16 protein-coding genes are annotated in these 17,212 nt (G+C 50.9%); 6 read left to right on the forward strand and 10 right to left on the reverse strand.

The features are described 5' to 3' along the window. Nucleotides 1-59: 59 nt before the first annotated feature. The 10 genes from P0078_RS01860 to ectA form a co-directional block, all read right to left on the reverse strand. On the reverse strand, nucleotides 60-1,277 hold the full coding sequence (locus P0078_RS01860) for a BCCT family transporter (protein ID WP_282932779.1): 1,218 nt from the start codon (nucleotides 1,275-1,277) through the stop codon (nucleotides 60-62). 123 nt (nucleotides 1,278-1,400) lie between these two features. After that, nucleotides 1,401-3,074, reverse strand: a complete 1,674-nt coding sequence (betA, locus tag P0078_RS01865) for a choline dehydrogenase (RefSeq protein WP_282932780.1) — start codon at nucleotides 3,072-3,074, stop codon at nucleotides 1,401-1,403. A gap of 12 nt (nucleotides 3,075-3,086) precedes the next feature. After that, on the reverse strand, nucleotides 3,087-4,550 hold the full coding sequence (betB, locus tag P0078_RS01870) for a betaine-aldehyde dehydrogenase (RefSeq protein ID WP_282932781.1): 1,464 nt from the start codon (nucleotides 4,548-4,550) through the stop codon (nucleotides 3,087-3,089). Between the two features lie 529 nt (nucleotides 4,551-5,079). Further along, complete coding sequence (locus tag P0078_RS01875) at nucleotides 5,080-6,498, reverse strand: sodium/proline symporter (RefSeq protein WP_282932782.1); 1,419 nt, start codon at nucleotides 6,496-6,498, stop codon at nucleotides 5,080-5,082. 67 nt (nucleotides 6,499-6,565) lie between these two features. Further along, nucleotides 6,566-7,483 carry a TPR end-of-group domain-containing protein gene (locus P0078_RS01880; protein ID WP_282932783.1) on the reverse strand — a complete coding sequence of 306 codons (918 nt, stop codon included), beginning with the start codon at nucleotides 7,481-7,483 and terminating at the stop codon, nucleotides 6,566-6,568. Continuing rightward, a complete protein-coding gene (locus P0078_RS01885) occupies nucleotides 7,468-8,898 on the reverse strand; it encodes an aspartate kinase (protein ID WP_282932784.1) in 1,431 nt (476 codons plus the stop codon). Before P0078_RS01885 ends, P0078_RS01880 begins: the two co-directional genes overlap by 16 nt. Before the next feature lie 62 nt (nucleotides 8,899-8,960). Then, nucleotides 8,961-9,878, reverse strand: a complete 918-nt coding sequence (thpD, locus tag P0078_RS01890; RefSeq protein ID WP_282932785.1) for an ectoine hydroxylase — start codon at nucleotides 9,876-9,878, stop codon at nucleotides 8,961-8,963. Between the two features lie 24 nt (nucleotides 9,879-9,902). After that, nucleotides 9,903-10,307, reverse strand: a complete 405-nt coding sequence (locus P0078_RS01895; protein WP_282932786.1) for an ectoine synthase — start codon at nucleotides 10,305-10,307, stop codon at nucleotides 9,903-9,905. A gap of 111 nt (nucleotides 10,308-10,418) precedes the next feature. Beyond that, nucleotides 10,419-11,714, reverse strand: a complete 1,296-nt coding sequence (gene ectB / locus P0078_RS01900) for a diaminobutyrate--2-oxoglutarate transaminase (protein WP_282932787.1) — start codon at nucleotides 11,712-11,714, stop codon at nucleotides 10,419-10,421. Nucleotides 11,715-11,725: 11 nt separating this feature from the next. Continuing rightward, nucleotides 11,726-12,235 carry a diaminobutyrate acetyltransferase gene (gene ectA, locus P0078_RS01905; RefSeq protein WP_282932788.1) on the reverse strand — a complete coding sequence of 170 codons (510 nt, stop codon included), beginning with the start codon at nucleotides 12,233-12,235 and terminating at the stop codon, nucleotides 11,726-11,728. Between the two features lie 449 nt (nucleotides 12,236-12,684). Here ectA and P0078_RS01910 point away from each other — a divergent pair, with 449 nt between their 5' ends. From P0078_RS01910 to P0078_RS01935, 6 genes are all read left to right on the forward strand, one after another. Beyond that, nucleotides 12,685-13,236 carry a MarR family winged helix-turn-helix transcriptional regulator gene (locus P0078_RS01910; protein WP_282932789.1) on the forward strand — a complete coding sequence of 184 codons (552 nt, stop codon included), beginning with the start codon at nucleotides 12,685-12,687 and terminating at the stop codon, nucleotides 13,234-13,236. A 158-nt stretch (nucleotides 13,237-13,394) separates the two neighbouring features. After that, complete coding sequence (locus P0078_RS01915; protein WP_282932790.1) at nucleotides 13,395-14,459, forward strand: FAD-dependent oxidoreductase; 1,065 nt, start codon at nucleotides 13,395-13,397, stop codon at nucleotides 14,457-14,459. Nucleotides 14,460-14,669: 210 nt separating this feature from the next. Next, entirely contained in the window at nucleotides 14,670-14,879 is a 210-nt protein-coding gene (locus P0078_RS01920) for a cold-shock protein (RefSeq protein WP_108733254.1), read from the forward strand. Nucleotides 14,880-15,310: 431 nt separating this feature from the next. Next, the gene (locus P0078_RS01925; protein WP_282932791.1) at nucleotides 15,311-16,024 is read left to right on the forward strand and encodes a response regulator transcription factor; all 714 of its coding nucleotides are present in this window, start codon (nucleotides 15,311-15,313) and stop codon (nucleotides 16,022-16,024) included. After that, on the forward strand, nucleotides 16,011-16,817 hold the full coding sequence (locus P0078_RS01930; RefSeq protein WP_282932792.1) for a histidine kinase dimerization/phospho-acceptor domain-containing protein: 807 nt from the start codon (nucleotides 16,011-16,013) through the stop codon (nucleotides 16,815-16,817). Before P0078_RS01925 ends, P0078_RS01930 begins: the two co-directional genes overlap by 14 nt. Further along, nucleotides 16,814-17,164: an ATP-binding protein gene (locus tag P0078_RS01935; RefSeq protein ID WP_282932793.1), complete on the forward strand. Its 351-nt coding sequence runs from the start codon at nucleotides 16,814-16,816 to the stop codon at nucleotides 17,162-17,164. The genes P0078_RS01930 and P0078_RS01935 overlap by 4 nt, the downstream gene beginning before the upstream one ends. Nucleotides 17,165-17,212 lie beyond the last annotated feature (48 nt).

Here is a 17,212-nt window from a genome sequence, read left to right on the forward strand (position 1 = left end):
TCAATTACCACTTATTTATATTTTGTAGCCCCCGCCAAACCGGGCGGGGGTTTCAACAGTTAGCTCGCCAGTTCGATCTTGCTAAAGTCGATCTTGTTTTCTTTAGGCGAGGAGTCGATAGCTGCTACCGCCCTGAAGCGTTTCACCAGGATGTAACCCAGGCAGCAGAAGAAAATGCCAATTACCAGGGCACCGATCCACTGGATTTGTAGGAAGTCGAGCTTGAACAACAGGGTGAGCAGGCTCATCGCTGCCAGGTTCAGCACGAAGTATTTCCACTTGCCCAGACGCGCAACAGTCATACCCAGGTTGTCGGTGTACAGGCGAATCAGGGAGTCCAGTGAGTTGATCACGAAAGTAACACCCACAATGATCATGGCCAGGTTATAGAAGCCAGTAGTATCCAGGCCCTGGCTGGAATAGTAGTAAAGCACGGTGAACCACAGTGCGATGGGGATGGATGGGAAGATCAGCATCGCCGCCAGCACTTGGTAAGTACGCAGACCGCCCACAAAGCGGGAGGTAAACTGGCCAATCATAATGCTCCACGCAAACCACCAGAACAGGTAGAACTCGTGGTAGTCATTCAGCGGCAGCACGAACTGGTGGATATTGCCGAAGTAACCGCCGAGCAGCGCAAAGGTGGAAGTGAAGTCGCCAACGCTACCGTTCTCACCGGTAAAGGCGCCTACCCACATTACCGCGATCAGGCCAATAAACATCCAGGTAGTCGCCAGACTGAGGAAGCGTACATAGCGCAGGCTGGTGGATGAGTAGACCGCAGCGGCGATCACGGCAAATACGATCAGGTAGAAGGTACCAACAATGGTTTCACCATCGCCAACCTGTGGCAGATACCAGGGCAAGTTGCTAAGCAGCAGGTAGGCGGTAAACGCGCAGGTACCGATAATCACCACGTTGTTGATCAGCTTTACCAGGCCGATCTCAAAGAATTTAACTTTGGGCTCGATAATGCAGAAGTAAAAACAGGTGAGGAAGTAGAAACCCCAGATCAGGAAGGCCCAAAAACCAAACTCAATCGCGAGTGCGTTGGTGAAGCCATATTCTGGGTTTGCGGCTAGGTCTGCATAGCCACCGAACTCGGTGAGGGGGAACATGATCAGGCCTACATCGAGGCCGGAGGTGAAAAGGATCGCTATAAAAGTGAAGGTTTTGACCGGGGTCACCCCGACCATCTTCACATTTCCCCATTTAATCAGCGAGAAAATTATTGCCGTGAAGGTAAATAATAATCCCGCAGAAAGCCAAGCTGTCATGCTGAGTCTCCAGCTAGTTATTGGTATGCCGGCGCCCCTCAAGGGCGTTGCTGTGCGAGATTTGAGTATCCCCGTCGCAGTTGAAGGGGGCAGTCAAATCTCTGCCAGAGCGCCGACGAAAAATCAGCTAACTGAGCGCGCAGGGCGGCCAGGTCGCTGAGTGCTGGTAGCCTTGGTCGCTACCGGTGCCTCGGAGGGCGCCAATACTGGGTGCCCTAAAATCAGGTCAGCAGCCCGCTCCGCCACCATAATGGTGGGCGCATTCAGGTTGCCGTTGGGAATGGTCGGAAAGATGGAGGAATCTACAACTCTCAAGCCCTGCAATCCGTGTACACGGGTTTCCGGGTCTACCACTGCCATTGCATCAGTGCCCATCTTGCAGGAGCAGGATGGGTGGTAAGCACTCTCGACGGATTCCCGTACGAAAGCGTCAATTTGTTCATCAGTCTGGATATCGGTGCCGGGCTGGATTTCATCGCCTCGGTATTCGTCGAAAGCTGGCTGATTGATAATCTCGCGAGTCAGTCGCACACAAGCACGGAAACCCTCGATGTCCTCTTTCTCCTGCAAATAGTTGAACAGGATTGAAGGGGATTGCTTGGGATCACTGCTCACTACTTTGACCCTGCCGCGACTCTTGGGCTTGTTGTGCCCAATATGCACCTGGAAGCCGTGGCCATCGAATGCTTCGCGGCCGTCATAGCGCATGGCTGCTGGCAGGAAGTGATATTGCAGGTCCGGCCACTCCACATTTTCTTTGGAGCGAATAAAACCGCAGGACTCGAAATGGTTGGTGGCTCCGAGACCATCCTTCTTCAGTATCCAACGAGCGCCGATCAGGAATTTATTCCACGGATCGAGCTTGCCATTCAGGGAAATCGGTTGGTTGCAGCGGAACTGGAAATAGAACTCCAGATGGTCCTGCAAGTTTTGGCCGACGCCGGGGAGTTCGTGTTGGAGTTCGATACCGGCTTCTGCCAGAGTGTCTGGATCTCCGATTCCGGAGAGCTGAAGAAGGTGAGGGGAGCCGATGGGACCTGCGCTGAGGATGACCTCCTGCCGCGCCTTGAATTCCAGGGTCTTTCCCCTGCGTTCAAGTTTGATTCCGACTGCCCGTTTACCTTCCAGAATCACCTTATGCACAGTGGCGTGGGTCAATACCGTCAAATTGGGGCGCTGCATTGCCGGTTTTAGGTAAGCGTTGGCGGTAGACCAACGCTTACCATCTTTTACCGTCATATGCATGGGGCCAAAGCCCTCTTGCTGCTCACCATTGTAATCTGCGGTGTAGTCGTAGCCAGCTTCCTTGCCAGCTTCGATAAAGGCTCCATAAAGGGGGTTGGCCATTTCATTGCCGTTATTGACCCCCAGTGGACCTTCGTCACCACGGTAATCGTCACCGCCGAAAGCCCAGGTCTCAGAGCGTTTAAAGTAGGGCAGGCAGTGGGCGTAATCCCAGCCTTCGGCGCCGTGCTGTGCCCACTCATCAAAGTCTTTAGCGTGCCCGCGCACGTAAACCATCCCGTTAATCGAGGAGGAACCACCGAGTACCTTGCCCCTGGGGCAGTGCATACTGCGGTTATCCAAGTGGGGCTCCGGTTCAGTCGTAAACTGCCAGGCGTACTTCTCAGTATTCATGGGGATGGACAGCGCGGTGGGCATCTGGATAAAGATGCTGCGATCGCTGCCACCGGTCTCTACCAGGAGGACTTTTTTATCTTCCTGGGCAGACAGGCGGTTGGCCAGAACGCAACCGGCAGAGCCGGCGCCGACAATGATGTAGTCAAACTCACTCATACAGGGTACCGCTTAAAATGGACTTTCCAGTGGTGCCAGGCCCACATATACCGCTTTTAGCTGGGTGTAGTGGTTCAGGGTCGCAAGTCCATTTTCGCGTCCGATTCCGGATAACTTGTATCCGCCCACCGGCATTTCTGCCGGGGAGGCGCCGTAGGCATTAATCCAGCAGATGCCCGCTTGCATCTGGTGGATCACACGGTGGGCGCGGGTGATATCACGGGTAAATACGCCGGCGGCAAGGCCCAAACGGGTATCGTTAGCGCGGCGGATCACTTCGTCTTCGTCATCAAAAACCAGTACCGACATTACCGGGCCGAAGATCTCTTCGCGGCAGATGGTCATATCGTCATGACAGTCGGTGAATACGGTGGGAGCAACGAAGTAACCGTTAGGTGAATTTTCTGGTGAAAGGGTGTGACCGCCGCAGAACAGGGTCGCGCCTTCCTCTTTACCCTTGCTGATGTAGTCCATTACCAGTTGCTGGTGCTTGGCAGAAATCAGGGCGCCGAAGTTGGTGTCTGGATTCATCGGATCACCGGCAATAATATTTTGCTCAACACGCTCTTTAAGGCGAGCGAGGAACTGATCGTGGATGCTACGGTGTACAAATACCCGGGTACCGTTGGTGCAGATTTCGCCCTGGGTGTAGAAGTTGCCCAGCATGGCAGCAGAAACGGCTTGCTCCAGGTCGGCATCATCAAAGATCACCAGCGGGGACTTGCCTCCCAGCTCCATGGTGACTTCTTTCAGATTGGAAGCCGCTGCGGCCATCACTTTCTTGCCGGTACCCACTTCGCCGGTAAAGGAAACCTTGGCGATATCCGGGTGGTTAGTCAGCCAGGCACCCACGGCGCCATCGCCCTGGATTACGTTGAAAACACCCGGGGGCATGCCCGCTTCAATAAAGATTTCAGCCAACTTTAAAGCACCTTTGGGGGTCTCTTCGGAAGGCTTGAAAATCATGGCGTTACCGCAGGCCAGGGCCGGGGCGGCTTTCCAGCAAGCGATTTGTAAGGGGTAGTTCCAGGCACCGATTCCGGCGCAGATGCCCAGGGGCTCGCGGCGGGTGTAGTAGAAGTCCTCACCAACTTGCTGCTGATTGCCTTCAATGCCTGCAGCCAGGCCGGCAAAGAATTCGATAGAGTCAGCCCCAGTCACCACGTCGACAACACTGGCTTCCTGCCAGGGCTTGCCGGTATCAGCCACTTCGATAGCTGCCAGTTCGTCGTTGCGCTCGCGCAACAGTGCTACTGCTTTCAGCAGGATGCGGCTGCGTTCGACCGGCATCATCGCTGACCACTGGGCAAAACCGCGCTTAGCGCTCTCGATGGTTTCTGTGAGTACCTTCTCGTCGGCAACCTCAACCTGATAGCTGACCTCGTTGGTCGCCGGGTTATATACATCAAAGCACTCGCCGCTCTCATTCGACAGGTAGCGGCCGTCTACAAAATTCCGTTGTTTGTCCAGTGACATCTGTCTCTCCATACTGCTTTAACAGAGGGTCAGTCGGTTGTTCGTTGGCGATGGACTTGAAGGGCGCAATGGGCCGATCGTGAAGGTCCAGTCATCATAAAAAAGGGCCGGTCTGACGAAGACATTTGTCCCTAATCGTCAGATTCCAGCCCGGGCTCGATAGTCGTTGATCGAGCGATATGACACAAAATGTAACATATTTTTAATTTGAACTCTAATTGTTAGCACTCAATGCAACAAAGCTGGCGGATTCGTAGGAGGATTTATTTTTCAGCGACTACAGAGTTAATCCGTATTTTCAAGGGTTAAAAGTGGGCTGGGTTGGGCCAAAAATCTCATTTGAACTCTATAAAAAGCACTGTATAAATTTTGCTCAACCTGGCTGTCTCGGGGTCAAGTCAGGTGCCCGAAGGGCGGGGGCTTCGGCCGGCAGGAGATAGAGTTTGTCGCTTTTGGGGGAGGAGGCTTTAGCTGGTGAAGGTCTGGCAGGTGGGGAGGCTCTACCTCCCCAGAATTACTTTGAGTGAATTTAACTGTTTGCTTCGCGTAAAGTGGAGGTTTGGCGGTTCAGGCTGGCCAGATATAGCACTGCTAACCCAGCTGCAATACCCGGCAATCCCTCATAGATCACGCCGTGATACCCCAGTAGCCGCCAGGTAATCGCTGCTGTAAAGCCGATAATCACTGCTGCGATAGAGGTTGCCTGGGATGGCTTGCCCCCAAAACACAGTACCAGGAGTAGGGGCCCAAATGCGCTGGCAAGTCCCGACCAAGCGAAAATTACCAGGCTGAACACACTTTGACTATTGCCGAGCGCCAACAGCAATGCGCCGCCGGTTATGGCAACTGTGATAAGCTTGAGAAACCAGGTTTTTTCAATCTTGTGCGGAAGAATATCGTGGGTAATGGCTGCGGAGCAGCTGAGAAGCAGGGAGTCTGCGGTGGACATGGTTGCGGCAAAGATACCAGCCAGGATCAGCCCAACAAAAACAGGGGGCAACAAATCCATAGCCATGGTGGGAAGAGCAAGCTCCGCATCAAAGCTCCCTGTGTCGGCAATAAACACTCTGGATAGCAGGCCGACCCCGGTGGCCATACAATAGAAAAGTATGAACCACAGATAGTACCAGGCCCTTGCCCGGTTCATCTTGCTGGAATCCTTCAGGGTCATAAATCGAACCATAACGTGGGGTTGTCCAATCACAGACAATCCAGCAAACCCCCAACTGATCACAAAGAGTATCACCCCGCCCCAGCCCGCAAAGGCAAGTCCCTCGGGAAGCCAATGGGTAAAACCTTCGATAGCCTTCATTTGTATCGCCGCACTGGTGATACCACCCAAGTTGGCAAGGGCGACGGCTAGAAGTGCTGCCATAGCCCCCATCATAACGATGGATTGGGCCGCATCAGTCCAAATGGACGCGCGGATGCCGCCAGCTAAACAGTAGAGGCAAACAAGCACGGCTCCAACTACAGCACCGGACCAAAGGGGCCAATCCAGCAGTACGTGCAGGGCTTTGCTGCCGGCAACCATTTGGGCAGAGGCATACGTTAATAAAAACAGCAGGGAAATGATGCCGATCAGGCGCTGCAGGGCTGAGTACTTCTGTCCGTGCCAATTACTGAGAACACCTGCGTAGCTGACTTCACCACTTGAACTGGTAGCGGTCCTTAATCGCTTGTGTACATAGAGGGAAGCCAGAAAATCACCGGCAATCCACCCCACCATCAACCAGATGGAGGCCAACCCAGTGGTGTAGGTATAGCCGATAACCCCGATAAACATATAACCGCTATTGTTCGTTGCCACGGCAGACAACCCCACCAGCCAGGGGGAGACACCACTGCTGGCAAGGTAATAGTCGGCTTTGGTTTGACGGCTGAACATCGCAGAAGAGAGGCCGACCAGAGTGAACAAAAGTAAAAAACCAAGAAATGAATAGATCATCGGCAATCCTATTATTTTTATCCCGTATTATTTTATGGGTTGGTCTTCAGAGGTTATCCGAATATTTCTAGCTCCCCTTGCCACCACTTTGCGGCGAGGGAGTATTGGCAATAACCTGGTCGAGTTCCTCAAATACTTCACTTTCCGCTAGAGGCTGTAAGGCACTATCAACCAGGATTTCATCGCGGTAGCTTTCCCGCCTTTTAATGGCTTCCGCCAGATAACGCAGCGCTTCATCAAATTGACCCATGGCAGTATGGGCGCATGCCAGTTGGTAGAAGGCATGGCTGTTATCTGGATCAATACCCAGGGCCTGGTGACAAAGATTGGCGGCCCACTGGGGTTCATTGAGCTCCAGCACTGCATCAGCTTTATAGGTAAGGGCTTCTACATCCTCGTGACGGAGGCGCAGAATCTCGTCGTAAATGGCAATTTTATTTGCCACTGAGGATTCTTGTTGGGCGCGTAGCCACAGGGACTGTACTTCCTGGGTTAGCTCGATTTCCTCGCGGTTTTCTTCAATATGCTGTGTTTTCTGTTGAAGCTGCTTCTCTATAACTTCCAAGCGCTTTTCGTATTCCTGGACCAGCTTTGAGATTTCCTCATCGGCCAGGGAGTGCACCCGCTCTTTAATATCCTGGAATGACCGCCAACCAACTAAAACCAAAATTGAAGTGGCGGCGGCTATCAAGTAGAAAAAGTAGGTAACCGTATCGGTTGCGTAGGCTACGGCTCGATCGACAGAGTTGTGTTCACGATCGACAATTTGCTGGATCAATTCTTGCTTGGCATTAGCCTGATCGATTCGCAGCTGCTTAATTTCGTCGAGCATATAGCGCTCGACGAAGGGTGTGTATAAGGGCTTCTCAAGGGTGTCGACCTCGCTTTGCGTACTGTCTTTTTTCTTTTCTTCCGCTTCCTGGGAAATAGAGGTGGCGGAAGTAAATAAAAAGAGCAGGGCACAAAGGCTCAGGATGCGAGGCATATCGCCGTCCCGTGATTGTAAATTTCTACCAGTGCCTCGTGTAGTGTCCGAACGGCTGCGTCATAGTCTGGCTCGTTAACGATGAACTGCATATCCACATGACGCAGGGACTGGTGCATGGCGAGCACGCGGATATTGCTTTTGGACATCGACTGCACCGCTTTGGCCAACACGCCGGGGATTTGCATATCGCTACCGATGGCTGAAACTATGGCGACTTTGCGCTGGTTCAGTTCGGCTTCGGGAAAATGCTCTTCCAATGCAGCCTGAATCCGCTTGATTGTTTTCAAGTTGGTGGAGAGGAAATGGGTAAGGGTATTGGCATTAGTGTCTTTGGAAATAATGTGGGCTTTGAAGCGCTTGATCACCAGTAGCACTTCGCGATCATAATCGTGGATGCTGCCCGCCATATCCTGGTCAAACAACTCCAGGGCGTAAACCCCTTTACAGCCGGCAATAATTTCCACTCGTGGAGAGTCGCTGATGTAATCACCAGTAATCAGGGTGCCGGCGTGCTCGGGCTCGAAGGTGTTTTTCACCCTGAGAGGGATATTTTGTTGGCGCAGCCCCTTAGCGGCTTTGGGGTGAATCGCTTCCATACCCAGGTTGGCCAACTGGTCGGCCACATCGTAATTGGTGCGGCCAATGGGTACTGCATTTCCCTCTCCCACCAGGCGAGGGTCTGCACTGCTCAGGTGGAACTCTTTGTGAATCACCGCCTCCTTTGCCCCGGTAAGGACGGCGAGACGACTGAAAGTCATCTCGCTGTAGCCCCGATCAAACGAGATCAGCAGGCCTTTATCGCTATGGGCATAGCCGGTAACAATGGGCAGCTGCCTGCTTAAGTCGATAGTGGCAAAGGCATCCCGGATACGCTCATCCAGGGGTATGTGCTTGTTGGTGCGCCAGCCAGTCAGATCGACAAAGCAGGCATTTACACCATCCCGCTGCAACAGTTTAGAAGTGTTCCATGCGCTGTGGGCCTCGCCGAGGCTGGCTAACATCTCCCTTACCGTGCCCAAGTGAGCGTCGAGGGAGAAGTGGCCGTGCTGACAAAGGCTTTGCAGGTCTCTCAGGCATTTTTTGGCGCTCTCCAGCCTTTCATCCAAAAACAGGTTCGCTTCCGCGAGAAGATCGCCATGCCCGAAAAGGCGTTCGTTGATTTGCCGCAGTGCTGCCCGAAGCTCATCAAACTTAACCAGCCAGCTATCATCCTCAATGCTGCTGGAGAAGAGGGCATAGATACCTGGTTGACCACTTTTCTTGTGTTCTAGAAGCAAGTCAGTAATACCGCCGTAGGCAGAGACTACAAAAACACGATTGTAGATCCCCTTGGAGTCACCTTTGATAATATTATCCCGGACCGCTTCGTAGTCCGTCATAGAGGTGCCGCCAATCTTTTCTATCGTATGCATCGTCTCTTACTGGTCCTTCTTTCTCTTAAAAACTGGGTGAGTGGTTTGAATTGAGATTTGCTTCAGATAGTAGAAATTGATTTCCTCGCACAGATGTATTCCGGCCTGGGAGGCAAGCCGCAAAACGGAGCCTCCACTTTGTTGCTCAGGGCATTAAAAACAAAAAACAAATTAGACCTCGGGTCGGGGCTGATATTGCTGCTGGAGCCATGCATTAAGTTACAGTCAAACACAACAATACTGCCGGGCTTGCCTGTAACAGCTGATATTCCGCCATTGGATACCAGGGACCTCAAATGGCTATCTGAGGGAATACCAAGTTCTTGCTTTTTCAGTGAGCTGAGGTAGTTCCGTTTTGGCGTTTCCCCATCGCAAGCAATGTAATGGTGGTGGGACTTGGGAATCAGCATCAATGGGCCATTAAAATGATGATTCTCTGTTAAGGTAATGGAGATGCTGAGTGCCCGCATACGGGGCATGCCGTCCTCGACATGCCAGGTTTCAAAATCGGAGTGCCAATAAAAATCTTTCCCGCGAAAACCAGGTTTGTAGTTCGCGCGAGACTGATGGATATAAACCTCATCACCCAAAATACATTTCGCAATACTTGATAGCCGCTGATCCCTGGAAAGCTGGTTAAAAATTTGGCTGCTTTTGTGGATACGAAAGACTGAGCGCACTTCGTTACTTTCAGGCTCGGTGATAATTTCTTCCGACTTGTCAGTGTGTCTGCGCTGTTTAATCTCCGCCAACTCTTGCGTAAAAAGGTTAATCTCCGCCTGGGAAAACATATTCTCCAGTACAACAAAGCCCTGTTCTGCATAGCGCTTGAGTTGAGATGATGTCAGTGGGGAGAGGGACTGGCAGTCCCCATACACAATTGGATCTTTGCGCACCCTGGTACCACCCAGAAGGCCCGGTTTTCGGGAGGGGTAACAATCTTCCCTGGTAACACTTGAGCTATCTGGAAGGTACTTCATGGATACTGCCCTATGACTGACTAATTATTCATCAATCTTGTCGGCCTCAAGTTCGTAGGCTCCCTCAGCATTGTGTACTTCCTTGCCATTCAAAGGGGGGTTAAATACACAGGCCATAGTCATTTCTTCAAAGGCTCTTAAAATGTGTCGGTCATGCTTATCGAGAATATAGATAGTTCCAGGTTCGATAGGGTGCTTCTTGCCATCCTCAAGAGTTTCTACCTCACCTCTGCCGGAAATGCAGTAAACCGCTTCCAAATGGTTTTGATAGTGCATTTGGAAATCAGCATCTGCATAAATAGTGGTGATATGGAAAGAAAAGCCCATTTCATCATCTTTAAGCAGGAGTCGGGTGCTCTCCCAGTTGCTATCCGGTGAAACAACCCGGCGGCCGGATTTTTTAGCTTCCTGTAAACTTCTGACAATCATTGGTATTTCGCTGTTTCGTGTGTGTTCGAGTCTGGCTGGTCAGCAATATTCTTAGTTTGCAGCCTGCACAGTTGGGTCTTTTACGTGAACCTTTTCAGAGGCCCTTAAAGTCTAGCAGGCTTCAAAAAAGACTCTTTCCTCAGGCATATCCCGCTCTCCGGCACAGACTTCCCGGATAGCGGATTCAATAATGTCGATCCCTTTTTTAAGGTTTTGATCGGTGATAATCAGTGGGCAAAGGAGCTTAACAATCTGGTCATCGGCTCCGCTGGTTTCAATAATCAGCCCCTGCTTGAATGCGAGTTTGGTGATTTTTCCTGCAAGTTCGCCGCTGATGCAGTCGATACCCTGAAACATACCCCGGCCTTTAGTGGTGAAATTGCCCTCACCATATCGGCTGACAATTTCATTCAAACGCTCGGAAATGTATTTGCCCTTGCGCTTGATTTCCCGTGAGAAGTTTTCGTCAGACCAGTAATGATCGATAGCGGCTTTCGCAGTTACAAAAGCCAGGTTGTTGCCACGGAAAGTACCGTTGTGCTCACCGGGCTTCCACTGGTCCAGTTCTGGTTTCATTAGCACCAGCGCAAATGGCAGCCCATAGCCGCTGAGGGATTTGGATAGCGTAATGATATCGGGTTCGATACCGGCCTCTTCAAAGCTGAAAAAGTTGCCCGTGCGGCCGCAGCCAGCCTGGATATCATCGACAATAAAAAGTAAGCCGTGTTTTTTGCAGACGGACTGAAGGTTTCTTAGCCACTCGATACTGGCCGCATTGATACCGCCTTCCCCTTGAACTGTCTCAACAATCACCGCTGCGGGAGAGTTAATACCGCTGCTGGAATCTGAGAGGACTTTATCGAGGTATTCGGTGGTATCGATATTTTTGCCCAGGTAGTCGTCAAAGGGCATGCGGTGCGTACCATTGAGGCTGACACCGGCAGCATCCCTGTGATGCGAGTTGCCTGTGGCGGCCAGCGAGCCAAGGCTTACGCCATGGAAACCGTTAGTAAAGGTGACGATGTTCTGCTGCCCGGTTACATTGCGGGCAATTTTCATCGCAGCCTCTACCGCATTCGTCCCTGTCGGACCGGTAAACTGCACCATGTACTCCATATTCCGTGGCTTGAGAATTTTCTCATTCAGTGCCTGTAGGAATTCACCCTTGGCCCTGGTGTGCATGTCGAGGCCGTGAGTAATTCCATCGGCCTCGATGTAATCTTGCAGTGCCTGCTTGAACAGCGGGTTGTTGTGCCCGTAGTTGAGCGTGCCGGCACCCGCCAGGAAATCCAGATACTGATTTCCCTCTTCATCCCACATCAGCTCGCCTTTTGCGCGATTGAAAACTCGCGGAAAGGAGCGGGCATAGCTTTGCACTTCTGATTCAATCTCATCAAAGATCTTCATGATTTTCTCTTTTATGGTGTTTCTTCGAGGGCGAAAGGCCCGATGCGGACAAGGGTTTCGGAGTCGTGCAGCCCGTCAAAGTGGGCTTGAGAGTCCATCCAGGGTGAGGAGTGAAGATCGACCGATAATTTATCGGCGACACTGTGGAAGAGCGCCCAAGAGGGCAGGTTGTGTTCTGTAATCGTGGTCTCGATAAATCTGACCGAACGACAGTGAGGGCGCTCGAGAATGTGACTTATCATCCGGGAGGCCAATCCAAGCCCCCGGGCTTTCTCGTCGACGGCCACCTGCCAGACAAAGAGGGTATCTGTACGGTCGGGGATGATATACCCGGAAATAAAGCCCAGCAGCTCTCCATCAACCTCTGCGGCGACTGAGGTGTTGGCGAAATGGCTGCAGTGGAGGAGGTTGCAGTAGCTGGAGTTTGTATCCAGGGGAGGGCAACGTTTGATCAATCGGTAAGTGGCCATCCCATCTTCAATCAATGGACTGCGCAACAAAATATTTTCTGAGCTAGACAAAAAACCTTCCCAACCGACTAAATATTTTTTCACCTCTAAATATTTACCTGCACAAGTGTTGAGCAAATGGCGTAAATATAGCTTTCTAGAGGCATTTTTATGCCGGGTTACTAGTAAAAATGCTTTGAACGCTAAATATCGTACACAAATTAAATTCAAAGTCCAGGATGCTTGAGGCGAATCAAGTCACAATATTTGACCTAGAAATGCCTAGGTATGTGGGATATACAGCCTATAGGCAGGTAAAAATAATATTTTGAGGTCGATAAAATTTTCTATTGGACATACCGGCTGAGAGATCGCCTGACCATAAAATGGACAGTTTTGTGATGGAGGCTGAGGCTCTTGTGGGGGTGATGTTTCGCAGTCGGGTTATAAGCGTTTAGTGATTGAGGGGTACGGCGATATAATTCCGGCAATCACCCTGACTCTATGATTGAGAGGTAACTTTGAACAGTATCGAACAAGTGCTAGTGGCCCTGCGGCGGGTAATAAGAGCCACGGACCTGCACTCCAAACACCTGGCTAAAACCACCGGCCTAACCGCCCCGCAGGTGTTGTTGCTACAAGCTATTCGCAATAAGGGTGAAGTGACGATCGGCGAACTGGCCAACGAGGTCAGCCTGAGCCAGGCAACCGTGACCAATATTCTTGACCGCCTGGAGAAGAGAGGCTTGGTTTATCGCCAGCGCTCCCAGGCGGATAAGCGCAAAGTGCATGCTTACCTTACCGAGGAGGCCGCGGAGACTTTGCGCGATGCCCCCATCCCGCTTCAGGACCAATTTGCTCGTCAGTTTGGCGATCTAAAAGACTGGGAGCAAAGCATGATAATTGCTTCTCTACAGCGCGTCGCCCAAATGATGGATGCTCAACATATCGATGCTTCCCCAGTACTGGATATCGGTGTTCTGGATCGCCAGGGTGCCTCAATGGATAAGCCCGCAACGGCACTGGGCTACAGTGACATCCCCGACTCCTCCGACAGAGATAAAAGCACTTAAGTAGCGACACCGGAGAAGAGCGGCTGTGTACGCATTTAGTGGCCATTACGCCCCTCTACAGCAGTAGAAATTTGTCTAAGCTTGCAGCAGCAAGCTCCCTGTAGCGATCGAGGCATTCTGTGTCGACCGGTTGAGCTTTCAGGCTACAAGTTGTATCGATGGACATCCTTGTAATTGGTGCCGGTCCGACCGGATTGACTGCTGCAGTCGCCCTCACTTCCTTGGGGCTGAAGTGCCGTATTGTTGAGCGCAAAGACAGCCCCTCTGAACTCTCCCGCGCTGTTGGCATTATGCCGGCCACCATTGATGCCCTTCGGGAGCTGGGTGCTGCAGATCCCTTTCTTGCTGAGGCTATGCCTCTAAGGAAAATGCACATATTGCGCGATGAGAGAACCCTGGTTTATATCGACAACAGCGGAAATGAGTTTCGCGATAGGGTACCTCTGGGGCTGCCGCAAAACCGGACCGAGGGAATCCTCAGGGACACTCTTGCCGAGAGGGGCGTCGAAGTTGAGTACGGGGTCTCAGTCACTAACATCACAACCACCCCAGACAAGGCGGCCGTCAATTTCTCAGATAATACCAGCGCCTCTTTTGACTGGGTGATTGCCGCAGACGGTATACAGTCCGCCGTGCGACAACAGCTGAAAATACAGTACCCTGGTATTGATCTGCCCAATAAGTGGTCAATTGCGGATGTGGACTTGAGAGGAAACTTCGATCCGGAAGAGATTGCCCTGGACCTGCACGGCGGGGAAGGTGAGTTCACCTTGGTACTCCCTATCGAACGGCGCCGCGCTCGCATCGCATCATCAACCGAAGATGCCCTGGCAACCCTCAGGCTGCCGATAGAAATCGCCAACATCCGGAGGACAGCGGCCTTTAAAATCTCCATCCGACAGGCAGAAACTTACCGAAAGCACCGGGTGTTATTGGCTGGAGACGCAGCCCATTGCCACTCTCCAGTGGGAGGAAAGGGGATGAATCTGGGTATGGCTGATGCCATAGCCGCAGCATCTGCTATCGCCAACGGTGCGGTCGATAGCTACTCCACCTCCCGGCATGAGGCAGGGGAGTCCGTGGTTAAGAAAACAGAGCTGGCTAGAAAGCTGATCTCCTCGAGCAATCCTTTGGCAAAATCAGCATTGTGGCTATCAGCCCACTGCATCGCCTCAGTGCCTCCGGTTCATCGCGCCTTTATGCGGCAGTGGACGGCGGTCTGAGTACCAATTTCGAGGGTAGGTTTAGGCAAAAGTGGACATAGGTGACAGGCTAGTGCTACTATTCGTCCGCCGGTTTAAAAGCCATTTTTTATTGCAGTTTACCTCGTAGTTTTAGTCATAATCCTTCGTTCGGTCTCGTTTAAAATAATACTTTTTGCCCGCACAACTCCATTCAATTGGAGCGCAATTGTTCAATCAAGGATATCTATTATGTCTAATACAGTTACTGGTACCGTTAAGTGGTTTGACGAAGGGAAAGGTTTTGGCTTCATCGCCCAGGAATCCGGTCCCGACGTTTTTGCTCACTTCAGCGCAATTTCCGGTGGCGGTTTTAAAACCTTGGCCGAAGGCCAGAAGGTAGAGTTTACCGTGACTCAGGGCGCTAAAGGCCCACAAGCAGAAAACATTGTCTGCCTGTAAACTTTAGGCTTCGCCCCCAATAAGGGGCGAGACCGTCCGCTTCCCCAGCCACACAAGTGCTGGGGAGGTACCCCTCCTGTTATATGCCCCTCTCTTTTCTGTAGTGACGGCCAACTCTTAGGTCTATCACGCATTGTCGATTTTCCCCTCCAGCTCTCTTAACTCGACGACAGATCTACCTGGATCAACTCAATCCAAATGAAGGGTGCAGTACCAACAAGGATCGCCAGAGGGCAAATTTTTGAAAGAACTTCTGAAGATTTGATAGGGTCATTTTTGGTCAAGCGTGATGGCTCCGACATTTTTAGACATGGCAGTAGCTGTCACAGGCAAGCTTCCCATAGGTGATCAGTAAGTGGACAATCTTACACTTATTTACTTTCCGTTTACCCAACAACTTTTATTATTCTAGGTCTATCGAGAACTTTTGAGTGACTAGATCAATGGGGCCTGACTGCAAAACGCCATTATTGGTACTCTTAGCTGAAGACAATCACGCACTGGCGGCCAATGTTATTGAGAGCCTCGAAGAGTACAATATTCGATGTGACTACGCTGACAATGGAATAATGGCCACTGAGCTGGCCTTAAAGCATGACTTCGATGTAATCGTGCTTGATGTCATGATGCCGGGTAGAAGCGGTTTCGAAGTGAGTTCTAAGTTGCGCAATGCAGGAAGCTCGACACCAATATTGATGCTGACCGCGCTGGACCAATTGGACGATAAACTTGCCGGTTTCCAATCTGGAGGGGATGACTACCTGGTTAAACCCTTCGAAATGCTTGAGCTGGTCGCACGGATTCGGTCTCTATCAATAAAACGACGTGTTACCCAAACCCGGTATAAAGTTGAGGACCTGGAAGTTAATTTAGAGACCCATGAAGTCACCAGGCAGGGAAAATCTATAAATCTGCCCCCAATCTGTTGGGAATTGCTCGTGTTTTTGATGCAACAGAGTCCAAAGCTGGTTACTAAAGAAAAAATTGAACAGCATTTATGGCAGTTTCTTTCCCCCGAATCCGACGTAATCAAAGTACATCTGTATCGGTTGCGGCAGGGAATCGATAAGGGGTTCAGTTTTCCTCTACTGCACACGATCAGAGGGAAGGGCGTTATCCTGGGGAAGCGTAATGAAAGCCTTTGACCGCTCCATCTGCAGAAAATTTTTCTTTCACTATATTTGGATTCTTGCCGCAATTGTGGCGTGCAGTGCAGTTGTCGTCGAGAGATCCAAAGTGAAAATGGTTAAGCACGCCTTAGGTGCGACACTGATATCTGTAGCTGAAAAACGTATCATTGAGGCTGGAGGGGTTATTGATGACCCTTTTTTTGCCCAGTTACAAACATATGATGAGTACAGTTCACTGCCAGATACGGCAAAGCGCGTGTTAGAGGAAGCTGACGGCGAAGAAAAAAGGGTGCACTTTAGCAAAGACTTAATTGATGATCGCTACTATTTAGCCATTATGCCTTATGCTGAAAGCGCCCTTAAGACAACTTACTACGTGCTGGAAATAGAAGAAGCTGCAATACCCAGCAAGTACAAAAAGGTAGAAATTGAAGTTCTTATCGGTGTCTTACTAACCCTTACTTTAGCATTAAGTGTGCCTCTTGTTCTTGCAAGACAAGTGATATCGCCATTAAAAGACCTGGAGAAATTTGCGCAAAAGAGTCGGCATAAGTTGACTCCGATCCCGGAATCTTTAAAGCAAAGGAAGGATGAATTTGGTCGTGTAGGACGAGTACTGCAAGAGTCGCTACAGCAGGTATGGAATCATCAAGAGCAGGAAAAGCAATTTCTACAGAATGCGAGCCATGAATTGAGAACCCCCTTGGCAACGATTGGCAGTGCCTTGCATGTGGTGAAGGTAAGGCAAAAAAAGGTAAGCCAATCGATACTCAACTGGAGCAGATTGAGCGCTCCTATGAGCAGATGACCCAGCTAACACAGGCACTTCTGCTGTTATCTCAAAGCAAGGTAAATCTGGAATCAACAGAATTTGATTTCAGTAATATGATTCAAACTCGAGTTGATCAGCTCAAATACCTCGTGGGTCAGCGAGATGTACAAGTTCATCTCAATTCGGATAGTTCTGTCAACTTAAAGCAAGTACAAGTGCTATTGGATATCGCTATAACCAATCTGCTCAGGAATGCCTTTGAGCATACCCTTGAGGGAAGTATCGATATTGATTTTGATGCAAATGGAATCCGGGTCCAGAACCCCATACTGCCGGAACAGCAGGTGCATTTTGACAGGGGGAAGGGCAGGGTTTTGGTTTAGGCCTTCATATCCTGAAGCAAGTGGCCGATCAGCAGCAATGGATCTTTT

The organism is Microbulbifer sp. VAAF005, assembly GCF_030012985.1.
Taxonomy (GTDB): Bacteria; Pseudomonadota; Gammaproteobacteria; order Pseudomonadales; family Cellvibrionaceae; genus Microbulbifer.

What these genes read in the sequence shown, in the direction of transcription:
- P0078_RS01860 (WP_282932779.1), bottom strand. Translation starts at nt 1,277, where the DNA reads ATGACAGCTTGGCTTTCTGCGGGATTATTATTTACCTTCACGGCAATA.
- betA (WP_282932780.1), bottom strand. Translation starts at nt 3,074, where the DNA reads ATGAGTGAGTTTGACTACATCATTGTCGGCGCCGGCTCTGCCGGTTGC.
- P0078_RS01885 (WP_282932784.1), bottom strand. Translation starts at nt 8,898, where the DNA reads ATGCATACGATAGAAAAGATTGGCGGCACCTCTATGACGGACTACGAA.
- P0078_RS01920 (WP_108733254.1), top strand. Translation starts at nt 14,670, where the DNA reads ATGTCTAATACAGTTACTGGTACCGTTAAGTGGTTTGACGAAGGGAAA.
- P0078_RS01930 (WP_282932792.1), top strand. Translation starts at nt 16,011, where the DNA reads ATGAAAGCCTTTGACCGCTCCATCTGCAGAAAATTTTTCTTTCACTAT.
- P0078_RS01880 (WP_282932783.1), bottom strand. Translation starts at nt 7,483, where the DNA reads ATGCCTCGCATCCTGAGCCTTTGTGCCCTGCTCTTTTTATTTACTTCC.
- P0078_RS01915 (WP_282932790.1), top strand. Translation starts at nt 13,395, where the DNA reads ATGGACATCCTTGTAATTGGTGCCGGTCCGACCGGATTGACTGCTGCA.
- ectB (WP_282932787.1), bottom strand. Translation starts at nt 11,714, where the DNA reads ATGAAGATCTTTGATGAGATTGAATCAGAAGTGCAAAGCTATGCCCGC.
- P0078_RS01895 (WP_282932786.1), bottom strand. Translation starts at nt 10,307, where the DNA reads ATGATTGTCAGAAGTTTACAGGAAGCTAAAAAATCCGGCCGCCGGGTT.
- P0078_RS01875 (WP_282932782.1), bottom strand. Translation starts at nt 6,498, where the DNA reads ATGATCTATTCATTTCTTGGTTTTTTACTTTTGTTCACTCTGGTCGGC.
- betB (WP_282932781.1), bottom strand. Translation starts at nt 4,550, where the DNA reads ATGTCACTGGACAAACAACGGAATTTTGTAGACGGCCGCTACCTGTCG.
- thpD (WP_282932785.1), bottom strand. Translation starts at nt 9,878, where the DNA reads ATGAAGTACCTTCCAGATAGCTCAAGTGTTACCAGGGAAGATTGTTAC.
- P0078_RS01935 (WP_282932793.1), top strand. Translation starts at nt 16,814, where the DNA reads ATGACCCAGCTAACACAGGCACTTCTGCTGTTATCTCAAAGCAAGGTA.